This is a genomic window from Mesorhizobium sp. WSM4976 (genome assembly GCF_029625685.1).
Lineage (GTDB): Bacteria > Pseudomonadota > Alphaproteobacteria > Rhizobiales > Rhizobiaceae > Mesorhizobium.
Genome location: NZ_JARTVT010000001.1, coordinates 406,831 through 432,083 on the forward strand (window position 1 = coordinate 406,831; position 25,253 = coordinate 432,083).

A 25,253-nucleotide genomic window follows, 5' to 3' on the forward strand; every position below is an offset into this window, starting at 1 on the left:
GCCGATGCTTTCGAGGGATGTTTGCGCTGGAGCAAACACCAAATCGATGGTCGCACTTATTGCGCCATGCTTGTCCTTCCTGCCAGTCCGTCCAATGGCGGCCATGCCGGAGGAGATACATCGCTATTCCGGAGGACGGTCGCATGGGCGCCGACGACAACTTCAAGGCCTTCGAGACGAAGCCGGTCCACTTGCCGTTTCGACCGTTCTTTCTCGTGGCTGTTGTCGATGCCGTCCTCGGCGGCAGCGGCTGGTTGCCGTCGGCGTTCGGACTGCAAGCCTTCGGCCCGGCAGGACTCTCCGCCGGCGACTGGCACCGCGACATGCTTCTGTTCGGGATGGTTCCGGCGGTGTTGACCGGGTTCCTGCTGACCGCGCTGCCCCGCTGGACGGGACATCGCGCAGTGTCGCCGCGCACCACACATCTGCTCGTTCTCTCGTGGGCCTGCAGCCGCGCGGGGTTCTTGGTGGTGTCACCGTCGCTTGGGCTTACGTTCTCGTCCGTCTGGATACTTGCCCTGTTGTCGATCGCGGCCCGAGCAGTGATCGCCAGTCGGGATCGCCGCGATATCAAGATAGTGCTTCTCCTGGCCGTTTTTTGTGCCAGCAACGGACTCGTTGCGGCATCGTACCAGGTGGAACTTGCACTGAGGCTGGCGCTCGTTTCGATCATCTCGCTGGTCGCCATCATCGGAGGGCGGGTCGTGCCGGCCTTGACCGTGGCCTATGTCGAGAGCGCCGGCGGTCGAATTGTCCTCAGCCGCTCCACTCCCAGAGAGTACGCGGCGGCGCTGGCGACCGGTTCCGCGCTTTGTTCATGGGTTGTTGCGCCTGAGGCGCAACTCACCGGCTTTGCCTGTGCTCTCGCCGCTTTCAGCCAGGCGGCCAGGGTCGCGCAATGGAAAGGCTGGCGCAGCCTGTCCTCGTCGACGGTGCTTGGCCTTCACATCGGATATGGCTGGATCGTCGTGGGTTTTGGTTTGCTAGCGATCCATATCTTCGCGCCGGCAATGCTGGGGCAGGCGACCGCTGTTCATGCATGGACCATCGGCGCCGTCGGAACCATGGCGCTGGCCATCATGGCGAGCATGATCCGCAAGCATGGCCGGCTCGCCTTCAGGCCCTCGATGCCTGCGACCTGTGCGCTCGCGGCGATGACGAGCTGTTGCCTCTCGCGCCTGCTGATAGAGGCGCTGCCTGCCAATTTCGGCCTGCTGGCAAGCCTTTCCGGCGCTTTGTGGATTGTCGCGTTTGGGCTGTTTCTGTTGGCTTATGGGAGGGCTCTGTCTCAAGTGGCCGTGAAATAGCGCCGCGGGAGCAAATCCGGCGGCAAGTTGCCCCAGATTTGTTGCTAAGACAATCATCGCGGCGATTAGGAATGTCGCTGAGGGAACTGCTCATTCGCCTTGGTCTCGATTGAGCAAGGCAGCCATTGATCTTGCGGGGCCTCTTGGCGACGGGTAGGCCAAAGCGCGACCCGAAGCGGGTAGAATATCTCTGGCAGTGCTGCCCGAGGCGGCCTATCACCAGTCCACCCGCTCATCGTAGCTAGGTTTTGGTCCTATTCGGCTTAGCCCCAGCCTCAGTCAACTAGCTTGCGCTTAGACAAAGATCGAAAGGTCAGGATGGCTCATAAAGTCACATATCGGATCATTCAGAGCAGTCACATCCATGCTTTACTCCGTTACCACTTGGCACACTGACTCGCAGAAATACCGGCCGACAGAGGTGCTTCGAAGGAATTCAGCTCGGACATTCAGCATTGGCAGTGCTTCGCGGAGAGAGCAATGATGCACTCCGCGCTATCACGCTGGACGATGTCTTACTTTGCCGCGGCGCTGTTCTTTTTTGTCGGCGCGCAGGTGTTGATGGTCGTCGGCTATGGCTTCCCCTCGGCGGCGGCGGAAGCGCCCGAGACGTTGGTGGTCGTGCACATGATTACTATCGGGTGGCTTAGTCTGCTGATGTGCGGGGCGCTGTTCCAGTTCCTGCCTGTGCTGATCGCCCGGCCATTGCGCGGCGAAGGCTTTGTATTGCCCGCCCTATTGTGCCTCTTGGCCGGCCTTGTATGCCTACTCGGCGGCTTCCTGGAGGTTTCGGGCGCGATCGAGACTGGGGTTCCGCTGCTGGCCTGGGCTGGCGTGTTGCTACCGGTCGGCTTTGCAATTGCGGCGGGCGTGCTTGGCGGGACGCTCTGGGGCGCTCGTCTACCGTTTCCAGCGCGGTTCGTCACGGTGGGGTTGCTGAGCGTGCTCGCTACCGCCGTCCTCGGCGCGCTGTTCGCGCTGCAGCTCTCTGGCCGCCTTCCAGCACTGGCTGAACTCGACTTTCGAACGCAGGCACTTCCTGTCCATATCGCGGTTGGGCTCGGTGGCTGGCTGAGCTTTTCCGCTATTGGAGTCTCCTATCGGCTTTTGCCGATGTTCATGCTGTCGCCGCACAAGGAGCGGCGGAGCAGCAAGATCGTCTGGTGGGCGGGCGCGATTGCGTTGCTGCTCATGGCTTTGGCAGCACCTCTTGCGAGCCTGTTCGGAACTCCCGATGTGACCGTCTCGGCACGCATACTCGCCGTTCAGCTCGGCGGCGTATCGCTAATCTTCTACGGTGCCGATCTTGCCTTCTTCTACCGCCACCGAAAACGTCGGGCCGTCGAACTCAATAGCCACGCGGCTAAGGGAGCCTTTCTGGCGCTTGCCCTGTCCGCTGCCATGCTGCTCACCTTGCTGGCAAGCGGGACGCTAGAGAAGCACGCCGAAGCGCTGCTTTATCTGGTCGCGTTCGGCTGGCTTAGCGGCCTGGGGCTATCGCAACTTTACAAGATAGTGCCGTTCCTGACCTGGTTAGAATGCTATGGCCCCGTGATGGGCAAGAAGCCGACACCGCGCGTGCAGGATCTTGTCGCAGAACCGCGTGATCGGGTGTGGTTTGCGGTCTACTTCCTTAGCGTGACGGTCGGCGCCGCCGCCCTGCTTGCCGAACAGCCCAGCCTGTTCCGCATCGCCACGGGCGGGACGCTGCTCGCATCGCTGGCTATCGTGAGCGAACTCGTTCTGGCGCGAAGCCTCAAGAACGTGCCCTACGCCCAGCGTTCGCCGGAGGGAGCCGTGCCGCCGCGCCTTTTCCTGCCAAGAACGCATTGAACAACGCAAGAGGAGGCTGCAATGACCCAGCCAGACTACGAACTTGATGTCCGTCCGATCATCGCAAAAGGCGGCGAGCCCTTCGGCGCTATCATGGAGGCGGTAGCTGCGCTCGCTCCCGGCCAAGGCCTGCGCCTGCTTGCACCGTTCAAGCCGCTCCCGCTTTTTCATGTCTTGGCCCAGCGCGGGTTCGAACCCAAGGCGCGCGAGATCGGCAACGGTGACTGGGAGGTGACCTTCAGGCCGACTGCCGGGGAGCAGAATTCCGGCGCAGCAGTTTCGGCACCGGTCCAGACCGTCGACCCCAATACCTGGCCTGAGCCAGCGGTTGAGCTAGACAATCGCGGTCTTGAACCGCCTGAGCCGATGGTGCGGACGCTCGAAGGTGTCGAGGCGCTCACGTCGGGTCAGACGCTGGCAGCCCTGTTGCCGCGCGAACCCCTCTTCCTCTTCGAAGAGTTGGAGGCGCGCGGCCACTTATGGCGCGGAGCCTTCGACCCGGAAGGACACTATCGCATTCTGATCCGACGAGGCTGAGCCAACAAGCGGCGTGTCCGGCGCCTGATACCGATGGACCTTGTCGACGAAGGGGGGCGTCCACCCCGGCGGATTGCTCGGCGGGTTGGCGGCTGCGCTCAACTCGCCATGTTCAGCCGACAGTTTTTGGAATGCGGCCTTCTGCAAGCATGAGCAGGCGGTGCGGTTCAACGACGGTCACTTTCTGGCGTCCGCTTCTCACCAGCCCGTCGTCTTCCCAAGCCGACAGAAGGCGGCTGACCGTGTGCAGCCTCGTGCCCGTCATCTCAGCGATGTCCTGGCGGGAAAGGGGAAAGTCTATCAAAAAGCCTTCCTCAGTCTTCCTGCCCGTCTGCTTCACCAGCTTGAGCAGGGCATGAGCCACTCGTCGGTCGACCTGCTCAGTCGACATCTCGATCACGCGTGCATGGGCATCCTGCAGGCGGCTGCCGATGGTCTTGTATGCGTTGGCGCTGAAACTGGGATAGGATGAAGCGAATTCCGACCAGAGGCTGCTAGGCCACGCCAACACCACGCAGTCGGTGACGGCGATCGCGCTGGCCGGATAGGTGATGATCCCAAGCGCGTTGGCAATGCCCATCAATTCTCCAGGGCTGATATAGCGCACGATCACCTCGTCGCCGTCCGGAGTGGTCTTGACCACGCGTACATGGCCGTCCAGCAACAGGAAGAAGGAGTGCGCCTCCAACTCCTGCTCGAAGACCGGCTGTTCCTTTGCGATGCGCAGCGCCCGCGCCTGACCGATCATGTGGTCGAGTTCCCCGGGATTTAGCCCTTGGAACGGCGGCAAGTCGGCAATTAACGAGCGGTCGAGATGACTCATGTTGTGTTTCTCCGCTATCCGACATCTCGCCTCTGTATGGGCATTCTCTTTCGATCCACCATGTAGTGTCTGCGCCGCTGCCGCAAGCTCCTTATAGCGCGGCGTTTTCCTCGCAGGACACCTCCGACGCCCGATCGGTTGCTGCTGTCAGTCCTTGGTGCAACTGACCTCAATATCATTGCGGCGGTCAATCATAGGCTTGGCCGACGACCAGCTGAAGCGGCAGGAGATGGACGTTAGGCTGACGGCTGAACTCCGAAGTCTTCGGGGCGGAGCAGAAGATCGGCCAAGGTGTAGCGGTCGAGCGTCCCAGCGAAGGCTGCGAGCGCCTCCTTGAGCGCTCCGCGCAGGCGGCAACGAGGAGTGATCAGGCAATGGTTGTCGCTCCTGAAACATTCGACCAGAGCAAAATCGGGCTCCGTGGCCCGCAGCACGTCGCCCAATCGGATCTGTGCCGGAGCCTTGGCAAGCGTCAAGCCGCCGGAACGGCCTCGAACCGCCTTCAAAAAACCGGCACGGGTCAATTGGTTGGCCACCTTCATCAGGTGCGCCCGCGAGATCCCATAGACCTTGGAGGTTTCCTCGATGGTGATCAACTGACCGTCCCTGGCCGCCGCGTATAAGAGCACGCGAAGCGAGTAGTCGGAAAAATCCGTCAGTCTCATCCAAAAATCCCTTTGCTGGCCACTAGCGAAATGTCGCTCGTCCAGTCGCTCCTCCAAGAAAGGTGCGCGACTGCTATATGTTTTGCAAGGTTGCGCAGTTGAGTGATAAAACATATATTGACAATATATGTTTTAACGCCGACTATCGTAAAGGGTAGCGAAGCCCGACGTACGCATCGCCGCCGCTGGCGGCGCGCGAATGGGTTGCCCGCTCGTCAACGCAATCGAAGGATGAACCGATGCCGCATACCGCCGTCCCAAACGAAATAGATGTCCGCAGCCTCGTGCCTATGCAGCGGCACCAGAAGATCTTCGAGCTTGTCGATGAGCTAGCCCCTGGCGGGAAGTTCGTTCTCATCAACGACCACGATCCCAAGCCGCTCTATTACCAGCTTGAGGCGGAACATCCCCAGCAGTTCTCCTGGGCCTATCTCGAAAGGGGGCCGGAGGTCTGGCGCGTCGAGATCGGCCGCCTGTCGAAGGCAGCGTGAGCCGAGCGCTGCGCGCTGCAGCGAGGCGGCGGAAGGTGTGGACATGAGTGTTGGAGCGGAATTGCAGCTGGACGACGAGAAGGTCAAGGAAGCGCTTCGACTCGTGATCGATCCGGAGCTCGGCTACAACATCGTCGATCTCGGGCTCGTCTACGCCGTCCTGGTCAACGACGGCGGTGTCGTCAACATAGTGATGAGCACGACGACACGCGGCTGCCCAGCCACCAATTACCTGACGGAGGGAGCTCGCGACGCGGCTTGGAGTGTACCAGGCGTCGAGTTCGTCGACGTCACCCTAACCTACGAGCCGGCCTGGTCGCCACAGAGGATGACCGCGGGCGCCAAGGAGCATCTTGGCATTTCCGACGGCGGTGAGTGGTGACATGGGCGCGGACCGGATCGAGGCGGAAGCTGGTATCGCAACTTTCAGCGGCGATCATACGGTGTCTGTCCTGACAGATATCCTGGTCACGAGTCTCGAAGCCTTGGCGAAGGCCGGGCATGCTGACGCGGCTTGCCGACAGGCTGGAAAGGCTTGTGCCGCGCTACGCGCCTCGAACCCCGCCCAGTGGAGAAAACTCAACGCGCTGCTGCATCGTCTGAGCAGGCAAGCGCCTTGAGGTGGAGCGTGAAGTTCGGTCGCGTTCTCTGAGAGCCCGCATCGAGAACCAGCACAGGAGTATTTCTGACATGAACGGCTTCGATCAGGAGACCAAGGCGGATGCCCGGCACGAGAGCTCCCTGCTGCCCATGCTTGTCGGCGGCCTTGTGCTCATCGTGGTCGGGATGCTCCTGGTTGCCTGGCTGGTCTGACTTTCATGAGCTGCGAACCTTTCAGGAGCCCGGAATTGTCGGATCGCTGCCACAAAATCGAGATGAGCGCGGGCGAAATATTCGTCGATGCCGAACTGCTTGGGACGCTGCTCGGTCTTGAGCCGGCGGCAATTCCGTCGCTGTTGAGGAACCGGACAATTACATCTTTTTGTGAGCGCGGGACGGGCGCCGACGAGGGCCGACATCGTTTGACCTTCTTCCACGGCAATCGCCGTGCCCGCCTCGTCGTCGACTCTGCTGGACTGATCGTAAGTCGTTCGACGATCAACTTCGGGGAACACGGCTTGCCGCGGCAGCTGCACCGCGCCGGCACCTAGCTTTGGGCAACGGCAGTTCCACCGCCACTTTCTGCCACGGCTCACATCTCGCTTTTCGAAACCGCCCCACACTTGCGCGATATGCAAAGGCCGAAGGTCTCGCAATGCCGCCGGCTGGCGTTCCGGTCTCAACCTGCCGTCAGGGCCGGCTTTCCGCCACGGCGAAGCGCGGGAAAAGGACATTGTTCTCTAAGTGGATGTGCTCGACCAAATCCTCGGCGAGTTGCGCAACGCCCACATAGAGCGCTTGCCATGACCGGCACGCCCCTTCGGGCAGGGTGAAGTTATCCGTTAGGGTTTCAAGCAGCCGAAGCGTAGTGCCTTGGTCGTCGTGCTCGTGCCGCAGTTCCGAAATGGGAATATCATACTTGCCCTCGGTCCACTGCAGCATTGCCGGAAACAAGATAGCCTCTTCCTTGGCCATATGCGGCTCCAACTCGCTGCGGAGCAGCCGCAACGCCTCGGAAAGCCCAGCCGGCACCTTTGGATGCTCCCGATGCACGGCCTCTACCTTTCGCGATAGCGCCATCAGTTCAGGTAAGGCATGCCGGTGACCCTCGTGGTAGCAGGCCTGAATATGGTCGATCAGAACCTCGTTGCTCATTGCGGCTGCCGCCGTGCCAGCGCCATCGCGGGTGCCCAAGGCCACCAACGCGCTCTCGAGCTCCGCTGGATCGACCCCTCTCCTGTGAGCTGCGCTGTCGAGGGTTAGATCGCCGCCGCAACAGAAATCGATCTTGAACTTCCTGAAGACTGCGGTAGCGCCGGGCAGCGTGGCAGCTATGTCGCCGACGGTACGCTCCCAGAGTTCTGGGCCTGGAAATTGGTCGTTCATCGAGTTCTCCTTACTTGCTCGCCGAATGAGACCAAAGACTCAAAGTGGGTTCATCCGCTTTGGTGCAGTCCCAAGACTAGCCACCCTTGTCGGCGGCTGGGTCACAGATGGCGGATGTCTGGGACCGTTTCTTTGCGCTGGAGCAATGAGATCCAAACCTTAGCTCGGCGTTGAGCGGGACATGTATCCAATATCTGACACGCCCCGCGGGCATGGTTGTTTGTTCAGCGACGATTATGGCTCCGCAGTGGAAGTCGCTCGAACAAAATGGAACGATACCACAACCCGATGCTCCGCCCGACCTAGCTGCTCCGGTCGACGACGCGACCGTCAGGAAGCACGAAATAAGCCCGCGTCGCTCCGGCGTCGGCGAGAATCGACGAGGCACGCTCTAGGGGCAAGATGGATAGGCCTGTCGAGAGCGCGTCGGCGCAAGCAGCGGTTGGCGCGACGACCGAGACGCTGAGATAGCGATTGGCGCACGAACCTGTGGCGGGATCGAAGATGTGATTGAACCGTCCTGATGCATCGAATCGAGTCTCGTAGCCGCCGGACGTGGAAATGGCTTGGTTGTCGAGAGCGATCGTCGCAATGGAGCGATCATCCGTGCGCGGATTCCTTATTCCAACCGACCAAGGCCGGCCCGTCGGATGAGCGTCGAGCGCGCGCGTCTCTCCCATATCCACCAGAGTATGAGTGACTCCACGGGCACGCAGAAGCTCGGCGACGCGATCGGTAATGTAGCCTTGCGCGATGCCGTTCAGGGTAAGGCCCATGCCCGACCGCTCGAATACCACTTTGCCGGCGTCGACGGTCATGCGCTGGTAGCCGCATCTGCGCACTGCGTCTGCGATGTCGGCCGGCGACGGACCGTTCGGATTGGCATTCTCCACGCCAAAATGCTTCGCGTAGAGATCCCAGAGCGGCTGCACGGTCGGGTCAAAGGCTCCGCCGGTAGCGCGAGAGTACCGCGCGCTCATGGCCAAAAGCTCGACCAGTTCCTGCGGCGGATCAACGAGGTGGGCGTCTCTGTTCAACTGGCAAAGCGCGGATGTGCTGTCATAGAGACTAAAGACGCGCTCCAGCCGGTGCACCTCGTCGAGCGCATCTGCGATCAGGCACTCGGCTTCCGCGGCATCTTGATGGTACAGCTGCAACGAGGCATCGGCGCCGAGCGCGACGCCATGCCATTCGTGGAACAACGGCGACGCCCGGCCCGGCCACGCAGAACCTGCCCCAAGCGCCGCAAGGCTCACGCCTGCCACGGCGCCGCTGATGCGAATGAAGCGGCGTCGTGTTAGCCGGCCTGCCAACACGCCGTCGGGATTGATTCCATCGCTAAGGATCGTCATTGGATCACCGCCGTCTTGCGCTGCATCAAGTAGGCGACCGAGAAATCGGCGACGTGGTCGCTGCTCAGATCGCTTTCCAGGACGTAGTTCTCAGGGATGTCGTCGAAGCGCACGACCGTTCCGCCGTGCGTCGCCGTGAACGATTGGGCGGCTTTTTCATCGGAGAAGGGCACGACTTCCTTGCCGCCCATACCAGCGTTGTAGTCGCTTTCGATTGCATACCAGGCGTCGTGAGCCTCGACCCAGGCTCCTGCCTCGGGGCGATCCCAGTTCTTGGCCTTCGCCATGTCGTTGACATAGATGGCGACGACGTCCTTCGGCTCTCCCGGGAGTATCGAGAAGGCGACCGCATCGCGAACGGACGAGAACCAGAGCGGCTCGGATTTGCCGACCCGAAAGGCCTGAGCCTTCGGGCCGCCGTGCTCGAGCAAGCCCATAGAACAGAAGTAAGCGACGGATGTAGCGGTCGGCTCCTGCGGCGGCGGCTTGGGCAGGCCGGCCAAGTCCTGGTTGCAGCCGGCGAGCAGGAGGACAGCGGCGACTAGCGCGCCGACAACCTTTATGCGCATCATGGCTCTTTCCTTGAAAAGACGAAGGCGGCCAGCGCGAGCGGAACCGCCACCCAGGCCGCCAACGCGGTGAGCAGCACCGCGCGGCCGAACTGCATCTGCTCGGCAAGGCCGGCCATTCCGGCGAACAGACTTGTCCTCGACAACCCGGCGAGGTTTAGGAGGCGGAAGATGTCGGCGGGATCGAGCAGGAGCAGCCAGTTGAACGCAGCGGCGCTTATTGTCCTGCCCTGATCCGCAACCACAAGCCCGAGCAGCGCCATGTCGTAGAGAAGAACCAGAACCAGCCAGATGCCGATGGCAAGGCCCGCCGCGGTCGCGCGCTCGCGCACGGTTGCGCTGATCAAATATCCGAGCGCGACGAACACCGCGCCGAGGAGGACCGACGAACCGACCAGGCGTGCGAAGCTGCCGAGGCTGTCGGCATCGAACTCGCCGGCCGTAAAGGAGAGAGCTACCCCGGCGGCACCGTAGCCGAGCACCGTTGCCACCGTCAGGATCGAGAGGTGCCCAAGGAATTTGCCGAAGAGGACGTGCCAGCGCGAGAGCGGATAGGATAGAAGAAGAAGCAGCGTGCCGCGATCACGCTCTCCGACGATTGCGTCGTGGGAAAGAAGGAGCGCGATCAGCGGGACCAGGAAAATCGTCAGGCTCGACAGGCTGACGACCGTGACTTCGAACGGGCTCGCGCCGACCACGCCGGTGGGAGCGCTGCCGAGAAACGCAAGCGTCAGCGCCAGGCCGGCCATCAGCAGGACCGCGCCAATGGCCCAGCGGTTTCGCAGGCCGTCGCGTATCTCGCGGCCGGCAATCGTTGCTATGGCGTTCATTCCGCGGCCTCCCGTGTAAGCTCGTCACAGAGGTCGACCAATGTCGGCGGCATCACTTCGATGTCACGGACGCCTTGCAGCAGCGAGACGCTGCGGATCGCCTCGACCTTGCCGTCGTCGGCGCAGGTCATCTCGAAGCGCAGATCGTCCAGCCATTGCACGCTGCGCCGGGCGGTGAATTCCCGCGCCGCATTCCCGTCGACGACATGCACGCGTATGCGAAGCGGCAGGTCCGCCAGGCGACGGAGTTCGGGTAGCGCGCCGCATGCGAGCATGCGGCCGGCCTTCATGATGGCTATGCGGTCGGCCTGCTCGATGTCGCTGAGCGCGTGCGAGGAGAGCAGCAGCGTCGCGCCGGCGTCGCGCAACTCCGCCATGACGTCGTAGAACATCTGGCGAGACTCGATGTCGAGGCCGGTTGTCGGCTCGTCGAGGAAGAGGACGCGCGGCTCGCCCAGCAGCGCCTGCGCCAATCCGAGGCGCTGGCGCATGCCCTTCGAATAGGTGCCGACGCGGCGGCGCGCCGCCGCGGCAAGCCCGACGCGTTCCAGGAGCCGGTCGGCGCCGCCGAGCGGCACCTGCTTGAGGCGCGCGTAGAAGCGCAGCACTTCGCGGCCCGTCATGGCGGCGGAGAAGGCGACGTTCTCGGGCAGGAAGCCGATCCTGCTCCGGAATGCCATGGCGTGGCGCCCCGCCGGATTCTCGCCGAGCAGCGCGATGCGGCCGGCCGTCGGCGTGATGAGGCCGAGCGCCATCTTGACCAACGTGCTCTTGCCGGCTCCGTTGTGACCGACGATGGCGACGCACTCGCCCGGCGCGATCGAGATATCCACGTCGCGCACGACGTAACTATCCCCGTATCGTTTCGACACGCCTTCCATCAAGATTGTCTGAGATATGGTCATGGCTTCGCCTCCAGCGTGGGCGGGGTAGGCGCCATCAGCGGCGCGCTGTCGATGACGCCGCCCGGATGGAGCGCGGGGAATTCCGCTTGCGCCCAGCGGATGACCTGCACGGCCGGGCTGTTGATGAGAAGCTTGGCCGTCGGATAAGTCCACACGACCTTGTCGAAGATGTCGTTCGGACGGTAGGCGGTGTCGGCTATGCCGTCCCCGTTCAGGTCGAAAGCCGGATTGTCGCTCCAGTAATTGCCGCGTCCGTCCGCGGACCAGTCGAGCGACCGGGTGCCCACGTAAACGACCTGCGAGCGATTGTGGACGAAGGAGTTGCCGGTCATCCGGTTGCGCTCCGAACCTGCGGTGAAATGGATGCCGACGGCGCAGTCCTCGAACCAGTTGTGGGCGAATAGGTTCTTGTTGGCGTTGTAGATGAAGACGCACTGGTTGCTCCGCCGCACGACGTTGCCTTCGATTTCGGCGTCGTTGGCGTAGTTGAGCAGAAGCCCGTGGTCCCCGTCGTCCTCGGACAGATTGCTGTGAACGACCAGACGGCTCGAATACATGATGACGTAGCCGTCATGATTGTTGCGCGAGACGTTGCCGCTTACCTCGCTGTCGTTTGTGTACATGTAGTGGACAGCGAAACGGACATTCTCGATGCGGTTGCCACGGAAGACGTTGTTGCGGCTGGCATTGGTGAAGATGCCGTCGCGTCCGCCGGTGATGTAATTGCCGATCACCTGCGCCCCCGGCGCGTTCCAGACATAAACGCCATTGCCGAGCTCGTTGGACCTGAGGTCGGTCCGCCCCACGATGCGGTTGTTCCGCACGATGGCGTTGGCGGCGCCGTGAACATAGACGCCGACCAGGCTGTTCTCGATCCGGCTGTCCTCGACGATCGCGCCCGTGGCGCCGTCTTCGAGGAACACCGCCGCGTCCATTGGATCGTCGATGCCCGAATTGCGGATCGTGAGGCCACGCACGACCACGTTCGGGGCGATCACCTCGATGGTGCGCCCCCGGCCTTGGCCGTCGAGCACGGCGCCGGCCTTGGCCTCGATGGTGAGAGCGTGGTCTATCCGGATCGGCCCCTTGTGCACGCCGGCGGCGAGTTTCAGCGTATCGCCGGGTTGCGACGCGGCGATCGCTTGACGAAGGCCGTCACCCGCCGCAGGGACGGCGAGGGTCTCCGCCCGCCCCGCCCCTGGAAGAAGGAAGACGCAGGCGGCGACGATTGCCGCCGCGACTGCGCTCCGCTTATGCTGTTGCCAGATCATGCCGGCTGAGGCTCCACGATCATGCGCCCGGCCATTTCCATGTGCAGGGCGTGGCAGAACCACTGGCAATAGTACCAGTGGACGCCGGGGCGGTCGGCTACGAAAGTCACGGACGCGGTCTGCTGCGGCCCGATCTCCATGGCGACCCCGTGGCGCACCATGGTGAAGCCATGGGTCAGGTCCTCGACATCGTCCATGTTGGTCACGACGATGGTGACCTCGTCACCCTGCTTCACCGTGAATTTGTCGAGGCTGTAGGCAGGTGCCACGGAATGCATGTAGACACGCACCTTGTTGCCATCGCGGATGACATCGGCGGCTTCCTCTAGCTTTACGCCGTCCTTCGCCGCCTGCTGTCGCGCTTCCTCCCACATCGGATCGTCGCGCTTCCAAACGATCTCCGGCCGGACCTTGGAACGATGGACCAGGCAGATATCGTGCGGCTCGGCGAAGCTCGGACCGTCATGGACCAGGCGCATCTCGTCGCCCGAGATGTCGATCAGCTGATCGTTCTCGGGATGCAGCGGCCCCACCGGCAGGAAACGGTCCTTGGAGAACTTGTTGAGCGACATCAGCCACTTGCCGTCCGCCTCCTTGGTCTCGCCCATGGAAGTGTGGTTGTGGCCGGGTTGATAATGAACGTCGAGTTTCTGGATGATCGGGTCAACCTTGGCGCCGCCGTAAGCTTGGATCGCCTTGTCGATGTTCCATTTGACGATCTGGCTGTCGAGGAACAGCGTGGTGTAGGCATTGCCCTTTCCGTCGAATGCGGTGTGGAGCGGGCCGAGCCCCAGCTCAGGCTCTGCGACGACGACGTCGCGTGGCTTGATCTTGTCGTCGAACAGGTCGTCGAAGCGGCGCACGTCCAGGAGCGTGACGGTCGGCGAGAGCTTGCCGGCGATCGCAACGTGGATGCCATCGGGTGCTGTGTTGCAGCCGTGCGGATTGTTGCCTGCCGGGACGTAGCGCGTGTAGCGCGACCCGTGCCGCCCGTCGACCACCGGAACGCCGTTGATCTCCTTGTAGTCGCCCTTCTTGACGGCATCTTCGATGCGCTTGAGGTTGAAGATCACCATCCAGTCGCGGTCCGCTGACGTCATGTCAGCAAGGGTCACGCCCCGCTCGGAGTTGTAGCAGGTCGAGAACGCGTACTTGCCCTGGTAGTCGGCATCGGTGTTGTCCAGATTGCCGTCGACCAGCACCTGCCATGCGATCTTCATCGTATCGCCGTCGATGGCCGTGAAGACCGACCAGTACTGTTTGGGATCGTCGAGGATCTTGCCGTCGTTGGGGATCGGGATGATGTGCTCGCTGTTGGCGAACACGTAACCGGTCCGCGGATATTTCTGGACGCGCAATCCGTGGATGTCCGACGCATTCGGGATCTCGATGACCTTGTCGCACTTCATCACGTCGCAGCGGATGCGCCCGACGCGGCAATTGGCCTTATCGTTGACGAACAGATAGCGTCCGTCATAGGTGCCGTCGGTGAAAGACATGTGCGGATGATGCAGGTCGCCGTTGAGGTATACGCCACCACGCTTGGCGAGGAACTCCTGCGTGGTCGGCATCAAGCCTTCCGTCAGGATCTTCCGGCTCTCGTTGGTGAGGCCCCAACCTGTGGCGCTGCAGCGGTTGAACACCGGAATTCGCATCAGTTCGCGCATCGATGGCAAGCCGATGACGCGGACCTCGCCGCACTGGCCGCTTGAACTGAAGCCGTAATACTCGTCGAGGTCGCCTGGGCGGATCTCGCTGGTCGCCTCCTTGGCATGGGCGGGTCTGGTGAACCCGGCTACGCCGACGGCACCGCCGCCGGCCGCGCTGGCGAGGCCGGCCAATATGGCGGCTTTGCCGCTTCCGGTCAGGAGCTTGCGGCGGCTTACTCCAGTCTCCTCCGGCCTGTCATCGTCTTTCATTGGTTCTCTCCTTCAGTTGACGCGGCCTGGCTGGCCGCAGGCTTCCGTTCCACGGATTGTTCGCGACCGTTGACGGTCACCAGGACCCTTGGCTTTCGCTTGGGTTCCGGCAGCATCGACGGCGACTGCAGAGCCAGGAATTTCTCACGCTTGATGCGCTTCTGGATCACCACCGGGCAGCGTTGGTCGTCGTGGTAGAGCACCTGGCAGTTGAGGCACTGGATGCATTCGTTTGGATTGATGGTCCCCTCGGGATGGATCGCCTGGACAGGACAATCATTGGCGCAACGCTGGCAGGGCGAGCCGCATTCCTTGTACCGTTTCAGCCAATCGAACATCCTCAGCCGGGCCGGGACCGCCAGCGCGCCTCCGAGCGGACACACGTAGCGGCAGTAGAAGCGCTCGATGAAGAGGCCGGGCGCAAGGCAGCCGACAGCGAACAGCACGAACCACCATTCGCGCGCGAAATGTAGGATGATCGCGGTCTTGAACGGCTCCACCTCGGCCATCTCTTCGGCAAGTCCGAGCGATCCGAAGGACAGGCCGAAAAGCGCTAGGAAAATGATGTATTTGAAGGGCCACAGGCGCTGATGCAGCCAGAACGGGACACGCACCTGCGGGACATGTAGCCACCGGGCCACCCGGTTCGTCCACTCCTGTAGCGCGCCAAACGGGCAGAGCCAGCCGCAGTAGGCGCCGCGCCCCCAGAACAGCAGCGCGGCGGCTATGGCCGACCACAGGATGAAGACGAGCGGGTCGCGCAGGAAATACTCCCAGCGGAAGTCGCCGCGCAGCGAGTTGAAGAATGTGAGAATGTTCACGACCGACAGCTGGGCGTGCTCGTACCAGCCAAGCCAGACGAGCGTGAACGCGAGGTAGCCAAGCCGGATGCGTTCGAAGGCGCGAGGCCACTTCACCAGGAAATCCTGGAAGAAGAAGATGGCGGTGAGCACGCCGATGGCCGCGAGCATGACGGCGATGTCGAGCTTCCGCGCCTGCCACATGCGCTGCCACAGCGGCGGTTCGGGTTCTCCTGTTGCCGCCGTTTGAGCGGCAGCCGACAACGCCGGGCTCGTCACCAGCGGCGCAGCCGCTGGTGGTGCTGTTAGAAACTTTTCCGGGGTCGAGTAGTCGAGCCCCGTCGTAACGAATGCCTTGTCCAATGCACCGGTCGCCCGCTGCACGAGAAGCTGGAACCGCCATGGCGCACCGGGACCGAGGTCGGAGCCGTCAGGCGTGACGAAAACGCCGATCTCGGGAAAGTCCGGCGCGCCGGCGGCAGAAACTGCCCCGATACGCCTGTAGTTGCGATCGCGGAAGCGTATGCTGCTCTCGCTCTGGATCACCTCGATGCGATCGAAAATGCCGCCGCGCACATAACCGGAGCCGCGAAAGGAATAGGGCCCGTCGCCTGCGACGAGGATGGCCTGCTGGCCTGGCTTCAGATCCCGGCGAAGGCGGTCATACTCAGCATCGCCGAGCAGTGATCGGCCGATCGTGGGCACGCTCGCCAGGGCAACGTAGATATTGACGAAGGAGGCGTTCGGGTCGCCCGTCTGAGGACGCGCGATCGCCGCGGCGTTGCCCGTCCGCTGAAACAGGTCGTCGAGATCCTTGTTGGTGATCGCAAGCCTGCGGACCGATCCGTCGCCGAGCAGGGCCTGCCAGCTTTCGACGCCGCTTATGGTCTGATCGACGGTGCGGCGGGCCGGTTGGGAAGCGACATCGGCAACACCCGCACCGAGGTTGCGCGACCGCGCGATCTTGACCGCCGACTGCGTCATGCTGTCGGCAATAACCATCATGGTGACCGTCGCGCCGCTGACGATGTCGACCGGCATGCGGCTCTCCTCGCTCGGATCGAGGACGCGCCGGCCGACGAAGCCGTCAATATAATGCTCGATTTTGGCTTGAGGGATGCCGACCAGGACGATCGGCTCGTGATGCTCGACAAGCTTTGCACCGGTAATCTTGCCGTCGAGATCGATGCCGACAACGATGTTGATGGGTTTGCCGGAATAGCCGGTCGAATCGACGACGTCGTTCGTCAGGAAGGCGTAGCCGACGAGCTGGCCATCTTTGAGCAGCTTCACCGCGGGCGGATTGCCCCCGACTTCGCCAAATCTGTCGGCCGCGGCGTCAATGTCCGAGGCCTTGATCCGGCCGAGGAACTCGCCGAGGCGGCCGTCCGCAATTGCTTCACTCGACAGCCCAAGAACGGCGACAATGAGGATCAAGGCCGCCACTAGGCATCGCGCCATCAATCTCACTTCAAACCCGACCCTTGATTTCATCATCGCCATCTGCTTGCTGCTCAGCCAACCGTGACCAAGCGCGCGACCTTTAGACGGCCGACAGGGGCCGATCTTTGATCCAGCGCAATAAGATGCATTTTGTTGGCATGTTAATCTGGTCGGTCCACTCAGAGCCTCACGAGCTCACGAGCGGTCGGCATCGCGATGGAGCGAGTTGGCTGTCCGACAGATCGCCGAAACTTCAGCACACACTGGGGGTAGTCGATGGGCAAAGATCGCGATCCAACCCCTAAAGCGTTTCACCGTGTCACGGAAACGGCGAACCGCTCTATCCCTTTGTTTTTACGCAATTCCCGGGACGGAGAACCGCTCGCACTTTTCCTGGAATTGCTCTTGGTCGGAGTGCCTCAAGTACTTTCGCCGATCTTGGGATCGCCTTGGGGATCGCGCATCGGAAAAAGACCGAGGAGGCCCACCGGAGACACCTGCGGACGTGCTTGTGGAAGCTACATTCCCGCGGCTTCCCAGAGGATTTTCCCGGTGTCAGGAATGCGAGTAGCGGGAACGGGGTCGCCCCGAGAAAAAGAGATGCAAACCCTCGTTGTTTCTCGGGGACAGGAACAGGTGCTCGCCGCTCAACGGCAGCACCATATGTGCCTTGCAAAGAGTTGGTTAGCGGCTGATGAGCGCACCTCTAAAAAGGACTCAAACCCAGATTATTGAACGACCTGTTTGAACAGTTCGTCGAAGACTTTCTTTGCCTTGCCGGGCTGCTTGACCGACTTGGCCGCCTCTAGGTTGCTGCTCGGGTCGCCGACCACAACAAGCGCCACCATGCCCATGCCATAGTGCGGGTTGCATTTGACACCATAAACGCCCGGCTTGGTGAAGGTGACCGAAATATCCTTGTTCATCTCGCCCTTGAACGGCTGCGCACCTTCCGGCAGCATGCCGGGAATGGTTTCAACGTCGTGCCCCTTGTCCTTGGCGACGAAATGGACGGTATCGCCGGGAGCGACTTTGACGAAGGATGGCTCAAGCTGAAACATCCCCTGCTTGCCCATGTTCATCGTGTTGACTTCAATCTCCGCGGCATGAGCAGCTCCTGCCGCAATCATAGTGGCCGCCGCTACCGACAGCATAAGCCTTATCGAACGCATTTTTCCGTGTCCTTGGTTGTTTGGATGAACCGCTGAAACGATCCGGGTCGTGTAATAGACGAAGCAGGGCACCGGACTTTGCGCTAGCTCAAACTCACGGCTGGAAGTGAGGACCCACCGCAATTGTTCGGTGGCAAGAAGTGCCTGGAACGCAGCCACTCCGAATTGTCAGGAAGAATGTCTTTGGCCCTGCTGATGCATCCAGCCCCTCATCGACTTCCAAAAGATGTTCTCGACCGGCATCGTTCCCGGGATCGGGTCGCAGATCCCTTCTGCTCCCGGAACGGGATCAAGTTGAAGGCAGGGGATACTCCGTCCGCATGCCCCATAGAAGTCCGGATGCCAGGCAACTGCTCACTGGGATTTTCGTGGAACTTTGCGAGCCAATCGTCATGGATTATCTGGGCTGGGGAATGCGCCTCGCGGTCGGTGATGGCATGTGACGACGCGACGTTTTCAGTGGGTTGCCCACTCAGCTTGCCATGAGCGGCACCAGGCCGAATTCGGACCAATCGGCTTCGAATTCCTCGAGCACCTCCGCATATTTTCGCTTGGCCTCTTCAGGTCTTTCGTTCCGAGTGTCTTGTTGACTTCATTGCGGCCCGTCAACGCGGTGATGCCGGCTGGCAGGCGCTTCCGGAACCAGTAAACGTCAGTCTTACGATGTGACAGGGCGGCTCACAGCAACGACCGTGTGTAGCGCTCGGGTATAAGAATATAATTTTGATATTTTTCAGCTGCGTCAACACCTTAAGAAGGTGATGGTCAGAGGCAGACTCCAAAGCAAAGTTAATCCTTCTTTATTTTCAAGTGTTTGGAGATAGATCAGTAGCGACAGTCACCAACGAAACTACCAACAAATTATTTCTGTGGATAAGTTCGGTTCCAGAATGGGACCCGTCAGTCTCGTGCCACTTATCTTATAGGGCGCGAGTGATCGTAGAGGTTTGCTGCCGTCTATCCTTAAGGGCTGGCAATTGTTTCTTTCGATTCGACGCCGTTGGCCCCAAGCCTCTCGATTTCGGGCTCGTCCGGTTCACCCGGCATCTCGATACCGGTTGTCGTTCGACAAAGCCGCCCGCACCCAGCAATACCAGCGGGCGCTCACAATTTTATTTCAAGGCACGGAACAAACTCGGCGCATAGGAGTTACGACCGCGCTACGGGGAACGCCGCAAATGCTCCTTGCCTTGAACGATGCAATCTCGACGGCTGTCCTGGCCGGAAGGGGCGCAGACGCGGAAATCTTTGGCGTGATCGATCTCACCAGCAAAACAGAAACCCGGATCGGCGCGCTCAGCTTAGGACACGCCATCCAGTTCGTCGCCAACGCGTCGGTGCTTGGGTACGATGTCCGCCGTGCAATAGTCCTTTACGGCGAATCAGGTAAGCCTAGCCTGCGGATATGGGACTGCGAACATCTGTGGGCGCAATATGGCGGCGCTTTGCTCCAACCCTGAATCCACGGCTGAGGCACCCATTCACCTTGCTAATGGCCGGCGCTCGTAGTCCACCGGGCCGCTGAGCAAATTCCTAGCCTCACCGCGTCCGACGTCCCTGCTGAGCTTGAAGGCGGCATAGACCGCGCCGAGGGTGATCAGAAATCTAAACATTCACTCATTCTCCGGTGTGCGAGGAGAGGAACCGCCGACGGCTCCGATTGGTTCCGGCGTGTCAGACAAAGCGGAAGACCCGCGCGCCCATCAGCAGCGGGCAGAGACCGAGCTAACCGGCGAAGTCTCCGCGTCGATGAGGATCTTGTGATTGTCCTCGGCAGGGATCTCGGCATCAGGATCAAGCACAGTGCCGTGCGGCTGTGCTGAGCCACGTGGCGCCAAAGCGATCGGCAAGGACCTGCACGGTGCCACCATTCTGCGACCGCTTCAGCGGACAGTCGCAGCCCCTTTCTCAACATGGCAAATTGCCTCTTGTTCATTGGAGGATTCAGATGAATTCCCCTCGCGTCATATCCGGTCGGTGCTCGATGACCTTGCCCGCTACCGTCACATCGATCCGACAACCATCGTCGCTTCATGCGCGCAACTGGCGCATCCGCAATCCGCCGATCGAGCGGGAACTGCTTCTGGCGATGTCCAGCCAGCGGCCGACCACGACGGTCATACGCGCGCTGACGTCGCTCATCCGCGATGAGGTGCGTATCCTGCGCAAGCTCGGAGTCTGGGAGCCGCGTCCGCCGTCTCCTGACCTTGAACGTGCAAACGATCTCGGAAGAGCAGGATAAGGGGCGAGCCATGCCGAGCGCCATGGCGGGAACGGCGCTCCTCGGCATTGCCGGCGGATGCAGGTTTCTCCACTTGGCCTTCAGCGGTTCTCGCCATAAGGCGGCGTCCTTTCGTACCAAATGCGGCGTAAAACGGCGTGCGTAGAGGCGCGTCCGCTTAGCGCCCCCTGTCGGACGTTGCGGTCAAATTTCACTCCACCCTAAAGCGGACACTTGGCCCGCGGCGCCTTCTCCTCGATAGAGCGGTAGCAGGCATCGATCGGCTCCACGCGAAAGGGCAACCCGGGTGCTCGGGTGCGCTTCCGCGCTGATGATCCACACGGGGCATCGATTGAGCAAGGACATCGATGTAGAACCAAAAGAGGCCTTCGCAACAAGGTTCTTGCTGAAATTTCGAATACAGAGTCGTCGATGAGAGGCCTCCTGGACTGGTCGTAAACGCCGCGTTCGTGCGCCAAGGCAATTTTCGTGCAAACGCGCCCCCGGGAGGACTGCTTTCCTGTCAACATTGCAGTGTCCATCACCTGAACGCTGTGGCTTCCACGAGTGGTCGGCGCAAGGCTCTCGGTCATGGGCTATGGTCATTCGCTGCTGCGGGACGCATCTCGGCGTTTTCAGCAGGCTTCCTCACTGCTCTCACGGCGTGGGCTGATACTGATCGGGCGGCTGCGATGCATAATAGCTGGCAGCTTCCTCTATTTCGTCGGCCGTCATAGCCCGAGCGATGTTTCGCATCTGCTGGCTGATGTCGTTGCGACGAGCACCGTTCGCAAATGCAAGCAGCTGCGCCTTCATGTAAGCGGCCGACTGCCCTTCAAGCCAAGGGCTTCCCACCTTGTTGTCCAGGCTGCCGTGACAGGAGCCGCAAGGGGCGATGCCACGCATCGGAGCGCCGTTGACGACAATGCGGGGCGCTGGCCGCCTCTGCGCGGGATGATACGCCGGCAGCCGGGGGAGATAGTGGTAATACGCCGCGAGGTCGACCATGTCCTGGTCGGTGAGATGCGCCGCGAACGGGCTCATCACGGCGTTGGTGCGTGCACCGGATTTGAAATCCTTGAGCTGCTTGTAGATGACAGCCGGGTATTGCCCGGCAAGGTTTGGGGAGTCCGCCCGGCTGACCCCTGTCGGGCCATGGCAGATCGCGCACTGCTGGGCCAGCGTCGCTCCTCGCCCGATGGATTCGCTTGAAGGATTGGCCAGCATTGCCGAGGTCACGACGGCATCGGAGGTCTTGAACGTCGGCTGGACGGAGCTTGCGCTGGACGCCAGCTTGGGGATGCCCGCGGCGCTGCATATCGCGTCCCACAGGCCGGCTATGTTCGAGTGCGACTGCGCATAGGGAAGCAGAACAAATCCTAGGAGCGCAGTCAGAACCACGAGCGCCGCCGTGAGGCCGACGCTCAGGCTGAACCAGGGATTTCGAGTGGAGAAGAGGCGTTCGTTCGGCATCAATGCGCTCCGATGTAGACGGCCGGAACGGAGGTGCCCTGCCGCAGCGCAAGCTGCGCGATCGGGAAACCGTAGTTGGTCACAGTGAGCCCGATCATCAGAGCCAGCCACAGTCCATAGCTGTTCAAAGCAACGGGTACCGAGACTGGCGGGTGGACGGCCATGCTGAAACGATACTCGCCGGCCTCGATCGCAGGGGATCGCTGGCCTCGGATGAGGATCAGAATGAAGAGAGCGCCGGAGATTAGCAGGATCAGACCGCCAAATACCGACATGGTGACCGAAATCGCTTCCGGCGCGAGCGCGGGGTCTGCGTAGTCGAAATAGGCCATGCGCCGGGGCATGCCGAGTATCCCGACGTAGTGCCACGGGAAAGTCGTGATGATCATGCCCACAAACCACAGCCATAGCTGAAGGCGCATCAGGCGAAAGCTGTCGAACGCCCGTCCCGTCAGATGAGGCCACAGGTCATAGGCGATGGCGAAATACATGATGACAATCGCGCCCCCGAAGATGAGATGGAAATGGCCGGTGATCCACTGCGTGTTGTGGATGGTGGTGTCGAGCTGGTAGCTCATATTGATCAGGCCTCCGGCACCGCCGAAACCCAGCAGCACGAAGGAGAAGGCGGTCGCCAGCATGATGGGGTTGTCCCAGGGTAATGCGGCAATCCACCCGAGGGGTCCTTTGCCGCCGCGCAGGCGGCCGGCGATCTCCACCGATGCGCAGATCGTGAACACCGTTAGCAGCGTCGGCAAGGCCACCAATGCCGTGAACGCCGAATGGATGAACTTGAAGCCGGCGCCGACCTGCGGATCAGCGAAGGCATGGTGGATGCCAATTGGCATCGCAACCACCAGGAACAGAACGAAGGCTATCCTGCCCATCGTGTCGCTGTAGAGCTTGCCGCCGATCGCCCGGGGCACGATGGTGTAGTAGGCGATGTAGGTCGGCATCAGCCAGAAATAGACGATGGCATGCAGCGTCCACGAGAAGAAGACGCGGGCCAAGCCGGCGTCGATGGTGGACTTCAATCCGAGCGCAACCGGCAAGATCTGGAACAGTAATTCCAGCGCGGCTCCCACGGCCGTCCAGGCCCAGAGATATGCTCCGGCGACATTTGCGAACATCGGCAGCGGCACCGGCTTGTCGGGGTTGTCGCGCTTCCATACCCTCAGGTTGATGGACATCAGCGCCACCCAGATCCAGGAGCCCACCACCACCAGAACGACTCCTATGTAATAGAATGCGTTCCCTATCAGCGGCGGATAGAAGGTGTAGAGGACGGAGGCGCGGCCCAGCGAAACTGGGACCATGGCCGTTACCGCACCCACTAGGATCAGCCAGAAGCCTGCCCAGGCCCATCGCGCGCCAACGAGGGGCTGCTTGAGGGAGCTTTCAGAAATCGCGTAGCCAAAACCCATGGCGACGAGCGTCGGGAAGACGTAGCCCATGACGGTTCCGTGAGCCGTCAGGGATCGGTAGTACCATTCCGGGTCGCTGATCCAGGTATGGAGCGGGCTGCGGATGAACATCTGCCACGCGCCCAGCACAAGTGCGACCCCGAATACCGCAAATGCCAACCAGAAGTGAGCGAGTATCAGGCGCCGGCTATTTAACACAGCTCAATCTCTCTTGCTTGGACGCCATGGCCATGAACTCGGCCTTGTCGATGACCTTGACCTTGCCCCACATCCCTTCATGGCCGAAGCTGCAATATTCCTGACACGGCATCAGGTACTCGCCGGGCTTGTGAAAGCGCGCGTTCTGCACGGAAATATATCCTGGCACGAGCATGGTGTTGACGGTCGTGCCCTGAATGAGCAGCCCATGGATGACGTCCGCACTGGTCGCGCGGATGTTGATCGCGGTGTCCGTCGGGACCAAGATGCACTGTGGCGTAAAGGAATATTGTTGCCCGATCGCGCGAACCGTCACCGAACCGTCGGGCTCGAGCGCGGTACCAAGGTTGGACTCTACGAACTCGCCCGACAGGTGAAGTGTTGTCGGGTCTGTCGTCTCGACGCGCGCTTGCGGCATCGTTGCCTGATGGATGCCCGCGAATGCCGCCATGCCGGCAAGGAAGGCTATGATCAACACCGCGATCGTCGCCCAGTTCTTCTCGGCGCGTATCGCGGTCGCGGCATGGTAGGTCGGATGCTCGCTCATCGGTTAAGCCTTGAAGCCTTAGGGGTTGGCGTGCGGGATGAACACAAGGAAGTAGAAGGCCACCCAGAGAGCGAGCACGATGGCCGTCGTGAGGCCGGCGAGGAGGAAGGCCCCACGGGGACCGGACCGCAAAACCCGTTCGAGAGCCTCGTCCTCGGGTTCAGAGTTGTGGGGCAGGTCAGTGTTGATCATCTCGCCCTCAATTCAATGGCGCCGAGCGCAGCTGGTTTGCCTCGGCGGCGCTGATCGCAGCCCCGCGATTGCTCCACGAGGTGCGTATGTACGTGACCACGGCCGCGACTTCGTTGTCAGTGAGAACGCCGGCAAAGGGAGGCATGCCATAAGGCTTCGGGTTGCCGGCGGTGCCGGGCGGGTAGCCGCCGTTAAGCACCATCCGGATCGCGTTGACAGCTGATTGCATCTGGATCGACTGGTTGCCGGCAAGCGGCGGGTAGTGCGGGGGAGCGCCTTCCCCCCGGGTGCCGTGGCAGCTCGCGCATCGTTGGTCGTAGACGGCCTTGCCGAGGCTCATCAGCAGGCTTCCTTCGCTTGGCGGCACTGAAGGTTGAGCAACGTCGGGAGCGGCATCCTGCGCGATGCCTTTCAGGTAGACGGCCATCGCGCGCGTGTCTTCGTCGCTGAGATACTGAAGACTATTGTAGGTAACCTCGGCCATCGGCCCGTAGACGGCACCCCGCTTGGAAACCCCGGTACGCAGCAGGTCGGATATGTCTTCGATGGTCCAGTCGCCCAGGCCAGCTTCCTTGTTCGAGGTGAGCGACGGGGCATACCAATTCTGCATCGGGATCAGGCCGCCCTTGAAGGCATCGGATTGAGAGTTCCCACCGAGTGCGTTGATCGGCGTGTGGCACATGCCGCAGTGACCCAGTCCTTCGACGAGATAGGCGCCGCGATTCCATTCCGCGGACTTGCTCAGGTCTGGCTGATATTCGCCCTCGGAGAAAAACAAGGTCCGCCAGCCCAGAATGAGCGACCGGTTATTGTAGGGGAAACTGAGGTCGTGCGGCCGGTTCAGCTGTTTCACCGGCTCGACGGATTTCAGATAGGCGTAGATTGCATCGCTGTCTTCCCGGGTCACCTTGGTGTAGGAGGCGAAAGGCATCGCCGGGTAAATCAACCCACCATCACGCGACCGGCCCGTGTGCATCATCCCATAGAATTCTTCTGCCGTCCATTTCCCGATCCCGGTCTCGGGGTCGGGCGTGATGTTTGACGTGTAAAGCGTACCGAAGGGCGTGGGCATCGCCCGTCCGCCCGCGAACAGGCGCCCCTCGGGGGCCGTGTGGCACGCGATGCAGTCGCCGGCGCGCGCCAGATATTCGCCTTTGACGACGACCGGGTCTCGCGCGGCGGCCGTTTGTTGCTGCGCCCAAGCGTCAGTCTGCTTCAACGCGAACAGCGTGAGCGATGCGGCACCGGAAAGCGCGAGGATGCCGAGCAGGGCTTTGACCTTCAGCATGGCAGCC

At 61.6% G+C, this 25,253-nt stretch carries 26 protein-coding genes; 9 read left to right on the forward strand and 17 right to left on the reverse strand.

The genetic code is table 11. The annotated features are described in order from the left end of the window. Positions 1-143 precede the first annotated feature (143 nt). From P9272_RS01940 to P9272_RS01950, 3 genes are all read left to right on the forward strand, one after another. Entirely contained in the window at positions 144-1,307 is a 1,164-nt protein-coding gene (locus P9272_RS01940; protein WP_278158454.1) for an NnrS family protein, read from the forward strand. A gap of 480 nt (positions 1,308-1,787) precedes the next feature. Beyond that, complete coding sequence (locus tag P9272_RS01945; protein ID WP_278158456.1) at positions 1,788-3,140, forward strand: hypothetical protein; 1,353 nt, start codon at positions 1,788-1,790, stop codon at positions 3,138-3,140. A 21-nt stretch (positions 3,141-3,161) separates the two neighbouring features. Then, positions 3,162-3,677, forward strand: a complete 516-nt coding sequence (locus P9272_RS01950; RefSeq protein ID WP_278158458.1) for a DUF2249 domain-containing protein — start codon at positions 3,162-3,164, stop codon at positions 3,675-3,677. 112 nt (positions 3,678-3,789) lie between these two features. Here the strand turns inward: P9272_RS01950 and P9272_RS01955 are convergent, their stop codons facing one another. Then, the gene (locus P9272_RS01955; RefSeq protein ID WP_128259294.1) at positions 3,790-4,500 is read right to left on the reverse strand and encodes a Crp/Fnr family transcriptional regulator; all 711 of its coding nucleotides are present in this window, start codon (positions 4,498-4,500) and stop codon (positions 3,790-3,792) included. A 236-nt stretch (positions 4,501-4,736) separates the two neighbouring features. Further along, on the reverse strand, positions 4,737-5,165 hold the full coding sequence (locus tag P9272_RS01960; protein WP_278158594.1) for an Rrf2 family transcriptional regulator: 429 nt from the start codon (positions 5,163-5,165) through the stop codon (positions 4,737-4,739). A gap of 239 nt (positions 5,166-5,404) precedes the next feature. Here P9272_RS01960 and P9272_RS01965 point away from each other — a divergent pair, with 239 nt between their 5' ends. The 4 genes from P9272_RS01965 to P9272_RS01980 all read left to right on the forward strand — a co-directional run bounded on the left by P9272_RS01965 (position 5,405) and on the right by P9272_RS01980 (position 6,807). Then, the gene (locus tag P9272_RS01965; protein ID WP_128259295.1) at positions 5,405-5,656 is read left to right on the forward strand and encodes a DUF2249 domain-containing protein; all 252 of its coding nucleotides are present in this window, start codon (positions 5,405-5,407) and stop codon (positions 5,654-5,656) included. Positions 5,657-5,699: 43 nt separating this feature from the next. Next, positions 5,700-6,038: a metal-sulfur cluster assembly factor gene (locus tag P9272_RS01970; RefSeq protein WP_278158462.1), complete on the forward strand. Its 339-nt coding sequence runs from the start codon at positions 5,700-5,702 to the stop codon at positions 6,036-6,038. A 308-nt stretch (positions 6,039-6,346) separates the two neighbouring features. Then, positions 6,347-6,469, forward strand: coding sequence for a hypothetical protein (locus P9272_RS01975; protein WP_278158465.1), 123 nt, complete (start codon positions 6,347-6,349; stop codon positions 6,467-6,469). A 35-nt stretch (positions 6,470-6,504) separates the two neighbouring features. Beyond that, positions 6,505-6,807: a DUF6522 family protein gene (locus P9272_RS01980; protein ID WP_278158467.1), complete on the forward strand. Its 303-nt coding sequence runs from the start codon at positions 6,505-6,507 to the stop codon at positions 6,805-6,807. Positions 6,808-6,946: 139 nt separating this feature from the next. On the opposite strand, the gene ric is transcribed toward P9272_RS01980, so the two are convergent. The 9 genes from ric to P9272_RS02025 form a co-directional block, all read right to left on the reverse strand. Further along, positions 6,947-7,642: an iron-sulfur cluster repair di-iron protein gene (ric, locus tag P9272_RS01985; protein WP_128259299.1), complete on the reverse strand. Its 696-nt coding sequence runs from the start codon at positions 7,640-7,642 to the stop codon at positions 6,947-6,949. A gap of 302 nt (positions 7,643-7,944) precedes the next feature. Next, positions 7,945-8,994: an FAD:protein FMN transferase gene (locus P9272_RS01990; RefSeq protein WP_278158470.1), complete on the reverse strand. Its 1,050-nt coding sequence runs from the start codon at positions 8,992-8,994 to the stop codon at positions 7,945-7,947. Next, positions 8,991-9,566, reverse strand: a complete 576-nt coding sequence (locus P9272_RS01995) for a nitrous oxide reductase accessory protein NosL (protein WP_278158472.1) — start codon at positions 9,564-9,566, stop codon at positions 8,991-8,993. The genes P9272_RS01990 and P9272_RS01995 overlap by 4 nt, the downstream gene beginning before the upstream one ends. Continuing rightward, positions 9,563-10,393, reverse strand: coding sequence for an ABC transporter permease (locus tag P9272_RS02000; protein WP_278158474.1), 831 nt, complete (start codon positions 10,391-10,393; stop codon positions 9,563-9,565). Before P9272_RS02000 ends, P9272_RS01995 begins: the two co-directional genes overlap by 4 nt. Continuing rightward, positions 10,390-11,298, reverse strand: coding sequence for an ABC transporter ATP-binding protein (locus P9272_RS02005; protein ID WP_278158476.1), 909 nt, complete (start codon positions 11,296-11,298; stop codon positions 10,390-10,392). The genes P9272_RS02000 and P9272_RS02005 overlap by 4 nt, the downstream gene beginning before the upstream one ends. Further along, positions 11,295-12,569, reverse strand: coding sequence for a nitrous oxide reductase family maturation protein NosD (locus P9272_RS02010; protein ID WP_278158478.1), 1,275 nt, complete (start codon positions 12,567-12,569; stop codon positions 11,295-11,297). Before P9272_RS02010 ends, P9272_RS02005 begins: the two co-directional genes overlap by 4 nt. Then, positions 12,566-14,488 carry a TAT-dependent nitrous-oxide reductase gene (gene nosZ, locus P9272_RS02015; protein ID WP_278158480.1) on the reverse strand — a complete coding sequence of 641 codons (1,923 nt, stop codon included), beginning with the start codon at positions 14,486-14,488 and terminating at the stop codon, positions 12,566-12,568. The genes P9272_RS02010 and nosZ overlap by 4 nt, the downstream gene beginning before the upstream one ends. Further along, positions 14,485-16,785 (reverse strand): NosR/NirI family protein, encoded by a 2,301-nt coding sequence (locus P9272_RS02020; RefSeq protein ID WP_278158482.1) that lies wholly within the window; start codon positions 16,783-16,785, stop codon positions 14,485-14,487. Before P9272_RS02020 ends, nosZ begins: the two co-directional genes overlap by 4 nt. Positions 16,786-17,459: 674 nt before the next feature. Then, positions 17,460-18,062 (reverse strand): pseudoazurin, encoded by a 603-nt coding sequence (locus P9272_RS02025; RefSeq protein WP_347404019.1) that lies wholly within the window; start codon positions 18,060-18,062, stop codon positions 17,460-17,462. Positions 18,063-18,961: 899 nt separating this feature from the next. On the opposite strand from P9272_RS02025, the gene P9272_RS02030 reads away from it, so the two are divergent. Further along, a complete protein-coding gene (locus P9272_RS02030; protein WP_278158484.1) occupies positions 18,962-19,363 on the forward strand; it encodes a hypothetical protein in 402 nt (133 codons plus the stop codon). Positions 19,364-19,384: 21 nt separating this feature from the next. Here the strand turns inward: P9272_RS02030 and P9272_RS02035 are convergent, their stop codons facing one another. After that, complete coding sequence (locus P9272_RS02035; protein ID WP_278158487.1) at positions 19,385-19,516, reverse strand: hypothetical protein; 132 nt, start codon at positions 19,514-19,516, stop codon at positions 19,385-19,387. Positions 19,517-19,851: 335 nt separating this feature from the next. Between P9272_RS02035 and P9272_RS02040 the strand changes: the two genes are divergently transcribed. Continuing rightward, a complete protein-coding gene (locus tag P9272_RS02040; protein ID WP_278158489.1) occupies positions 19,852-20,145 on the forward strand; it encodes a hypothetical protein in 294 nt (97 codons plus the stop codon). 636 nt (positions 20,146-20,781) lie between these two features. Here P9272_RS02040 and P9272_RS02045 read toward each other — a convergent pair. From P9272_RS02045 to P9272_RS02065, 5 genes are read right to left on the reverse strand one after another with little or no spacing between them, the layout of a single operon-like run. Next, on the reverse strand, positions 20,782-21,597 hold the full coding sequence (locus tag P9272_RS02045; protein WP_278158491.1) for a c-type cytochrome: 816 nt from the start codon (positions 21,595-21,597) through the stop codon (positions 20,782-20,784). Continuing rightward, positions 21,597-23,219 carry a b(o/a)3-type cytochrome-c oxidase subunit 1 gene (locus P9272_RS02050; RefSeq protein WP_278158492.1) on the reverse strand — a complete coding sequence of 541 codons (1,623 nt, stop codon included), beginning with the start codon at positions 23,217-23,219 and terminating at the stop codon, positions 21,597-21,599. Before P9272_RS02050 ends, P9272_RS02045 begins: the two co-directional genes overlap by 1 nt. Continuing rightward, positions 23,209-23,766: a cytochrome C oxidase subunit II gene (locus P9272_RS02055; protein ID WP_278158494.1), complete on the reverse strand. Its 558-nt coding sequence runs from the start codon at positions 23,764-23,766 to the stop codon at positions 23,209-23,211. Before P9272_RS02055 ends, P9272_RS02050 begins: the two co-directional genes overlap by 11 nt. A gap of 18 nt (positions 23,767-23,784) precedes the next feature. Beyond that, entirely contained in the window at positions 23,785-23,958 is a 174-nt protein-coding gene (locus P9272_RS02060; RefSeq protein WP_278158496.1) for a hypothetical protein, read from the reverse strand. Positions 23,959-23,965: 7 nt separating this feature from the next. Continuing rightward, on the reverse strand, positions 23,966-25,246 hold the full coding sequence (locus P9272_RS02065) for a cytochrome c (RefSeq protein ID WP_278158498.1): 1,281 nt from the start codon (positions 25,244-25,246) through the stop codon (positions 23,966-23,968). Between the last annotated feature and the right edge of the window lie 7 nt (positions 25,247-25,253).

Bases quoted from the DNA above. Each gene is read 5' to 3' on its own strand.
- P9272_RS01950 (WP_278158458.1), top strand. From the start codon at position 3,162: ATGACCCAGCCAGACTACGAACTTGATGTCCGTCCGATCATCGCAAAA.
- P9272_RS02000 (WP_278158474.1), bottom strand. From the start codon at position 10,393: ATGAACGCCATAGCAACGATTGCCGGCCGCGAGATACGCGACGGCCTG.
- P9272_RS01960 (WP_278158594.1), bottom strand. From the start codon at position 5,165: ATGAGACTGACGGATTTTTCCGACTACTCGCTTCGCGTGCTCTTATAC.
- P9272_RS02060 (WP_278158496.1), bottom strand. From the start codon at position 23,958: ATGATCAACACTGACCTGCCCCACAACTCTGAACCCGAGGACGAGGCT.
- P9272_RS02020 (WP_278158482.1), bottom strand. From the start codon at position 16,785: ATGATGAAATCAAGGGTCGGGTTTGAAGTGAGATTGATGGCGCGATGC.
- P9272_RS01945 (WP_278158456.1), top strand. From the start codon at position 1,788: ATGATGCACTCCGCGCTATCACGCTGGACGATGTCTTACTTTGCCGCG.
- P9272_RS02035 (WP_278158487.1), bottom strand. From the start codon at position 19,516: ATGTTTAGATTTCTGATCACCCTCGGCGCGGTCTATGCCGCCTTCAAG.
- P9272_RS02045 (WP_278158491.1), bottom strand. From the start codon at position 21,597: ATGCCGAACGAACGCCTCTTCTCCACTCGAAATCCCTGGTTCAGCCTG.
- ric (WP_128259299.1), bottom strand. From the start codon at position 7,642: ATGAACGACCAATTTCCAGGCCCAGAACTCTGGGAGCGTACCGTCGGC.
- P9272_RS01965 (WP_128259295.1), top strand. From the start codon at position 5,405: ATGCCGCATACCGCCGTCCCAAACGAAATAGATGTCCGCAGCCTCGTG.
- P9272_RS02010 (WP_278158478.1), bottom strand. From the start codon at position 12,569: ATGATCTGGCAACAGCATAAGCGGAGCGCAGTCGCGGCGGCAATCGTC.
- P9272_RS01940 (WP_278158454.1), top strand. From the start codon at position 144: ATGGGCGCCGACGACAACTTCAAGGCCTTCGAGACGAAGCCGGTCCAC.
- P9272_RS02005 (WP_278158476.1), bottom strand. From the start codon at position 11,298: ATGACCATATCTCAGACAATCTTGATGGAAGGCGTGTCGAAACGATAC.
- P9272_RS01970 (WP_278158462.1), top strand. From the start codon at position 5,700: ATGAGTGTTGGAGCGGAATTGCAGCTGGACGACGAGAAGGTCAAGGAA.
- P9272_RS02040 (WP_278158489.1), top strand. From the start codon at position 19,852: ATGAATTCCCCTCGCGTCATATCCGGTCGGTGCTCGATGACCTTGCCC.
- P9272_RS02055 (WP_278158494.1), bottom strand. From the start codon at position 23,766: ATGAGCGAGCATCCGACCTACCATGCCGCGACCGCGATACGCGCCGAG.
- P9272_RS01975 (WP_278158465.1), top strand. From the start codon at position 6,347: ATGAACGGCTTCGATCAGGAGACCAAGGCGGATGCCCGGCACGAGAGC.
- P9272_RS01995 (WP_278158472.1), bottom strand. From the start codon at position 9,566: ATGATGCGCATAAAGGTTGTCGGCGCGCTAGTCGCCGCTGTCCTCCTG.
- P9272_RS02065 (WP_278158498.1), bottom strand. From the start codon at position 25,246: ATGCTGAAGGTCAAAGCCCTGCTCGGCATCCTCGCGCTTTCCGGTGCC.
- P9272_RS01955 (WP_128259294.1), bottom strand. From the start codon at position 4,500: ATGAGTCATCTCGACCGCTCGTTAATTGCCGACTTGCCGCCGTTCCAA.
- P9272_RS01990 (WP_278158470.1), bottom strand. From the start codon at position 8,994: ATGACGATCCTTAGCGATGGAATCAATCCCGACGGCGTGTTGGCAGGC.
- nosZ (WP_278158480.1), bottom strand. From the start codon at position 14,488: ATGAAAGACGATGACAGGCCGGAGGAGACTGGAGTAAGCCGCCGCAAG.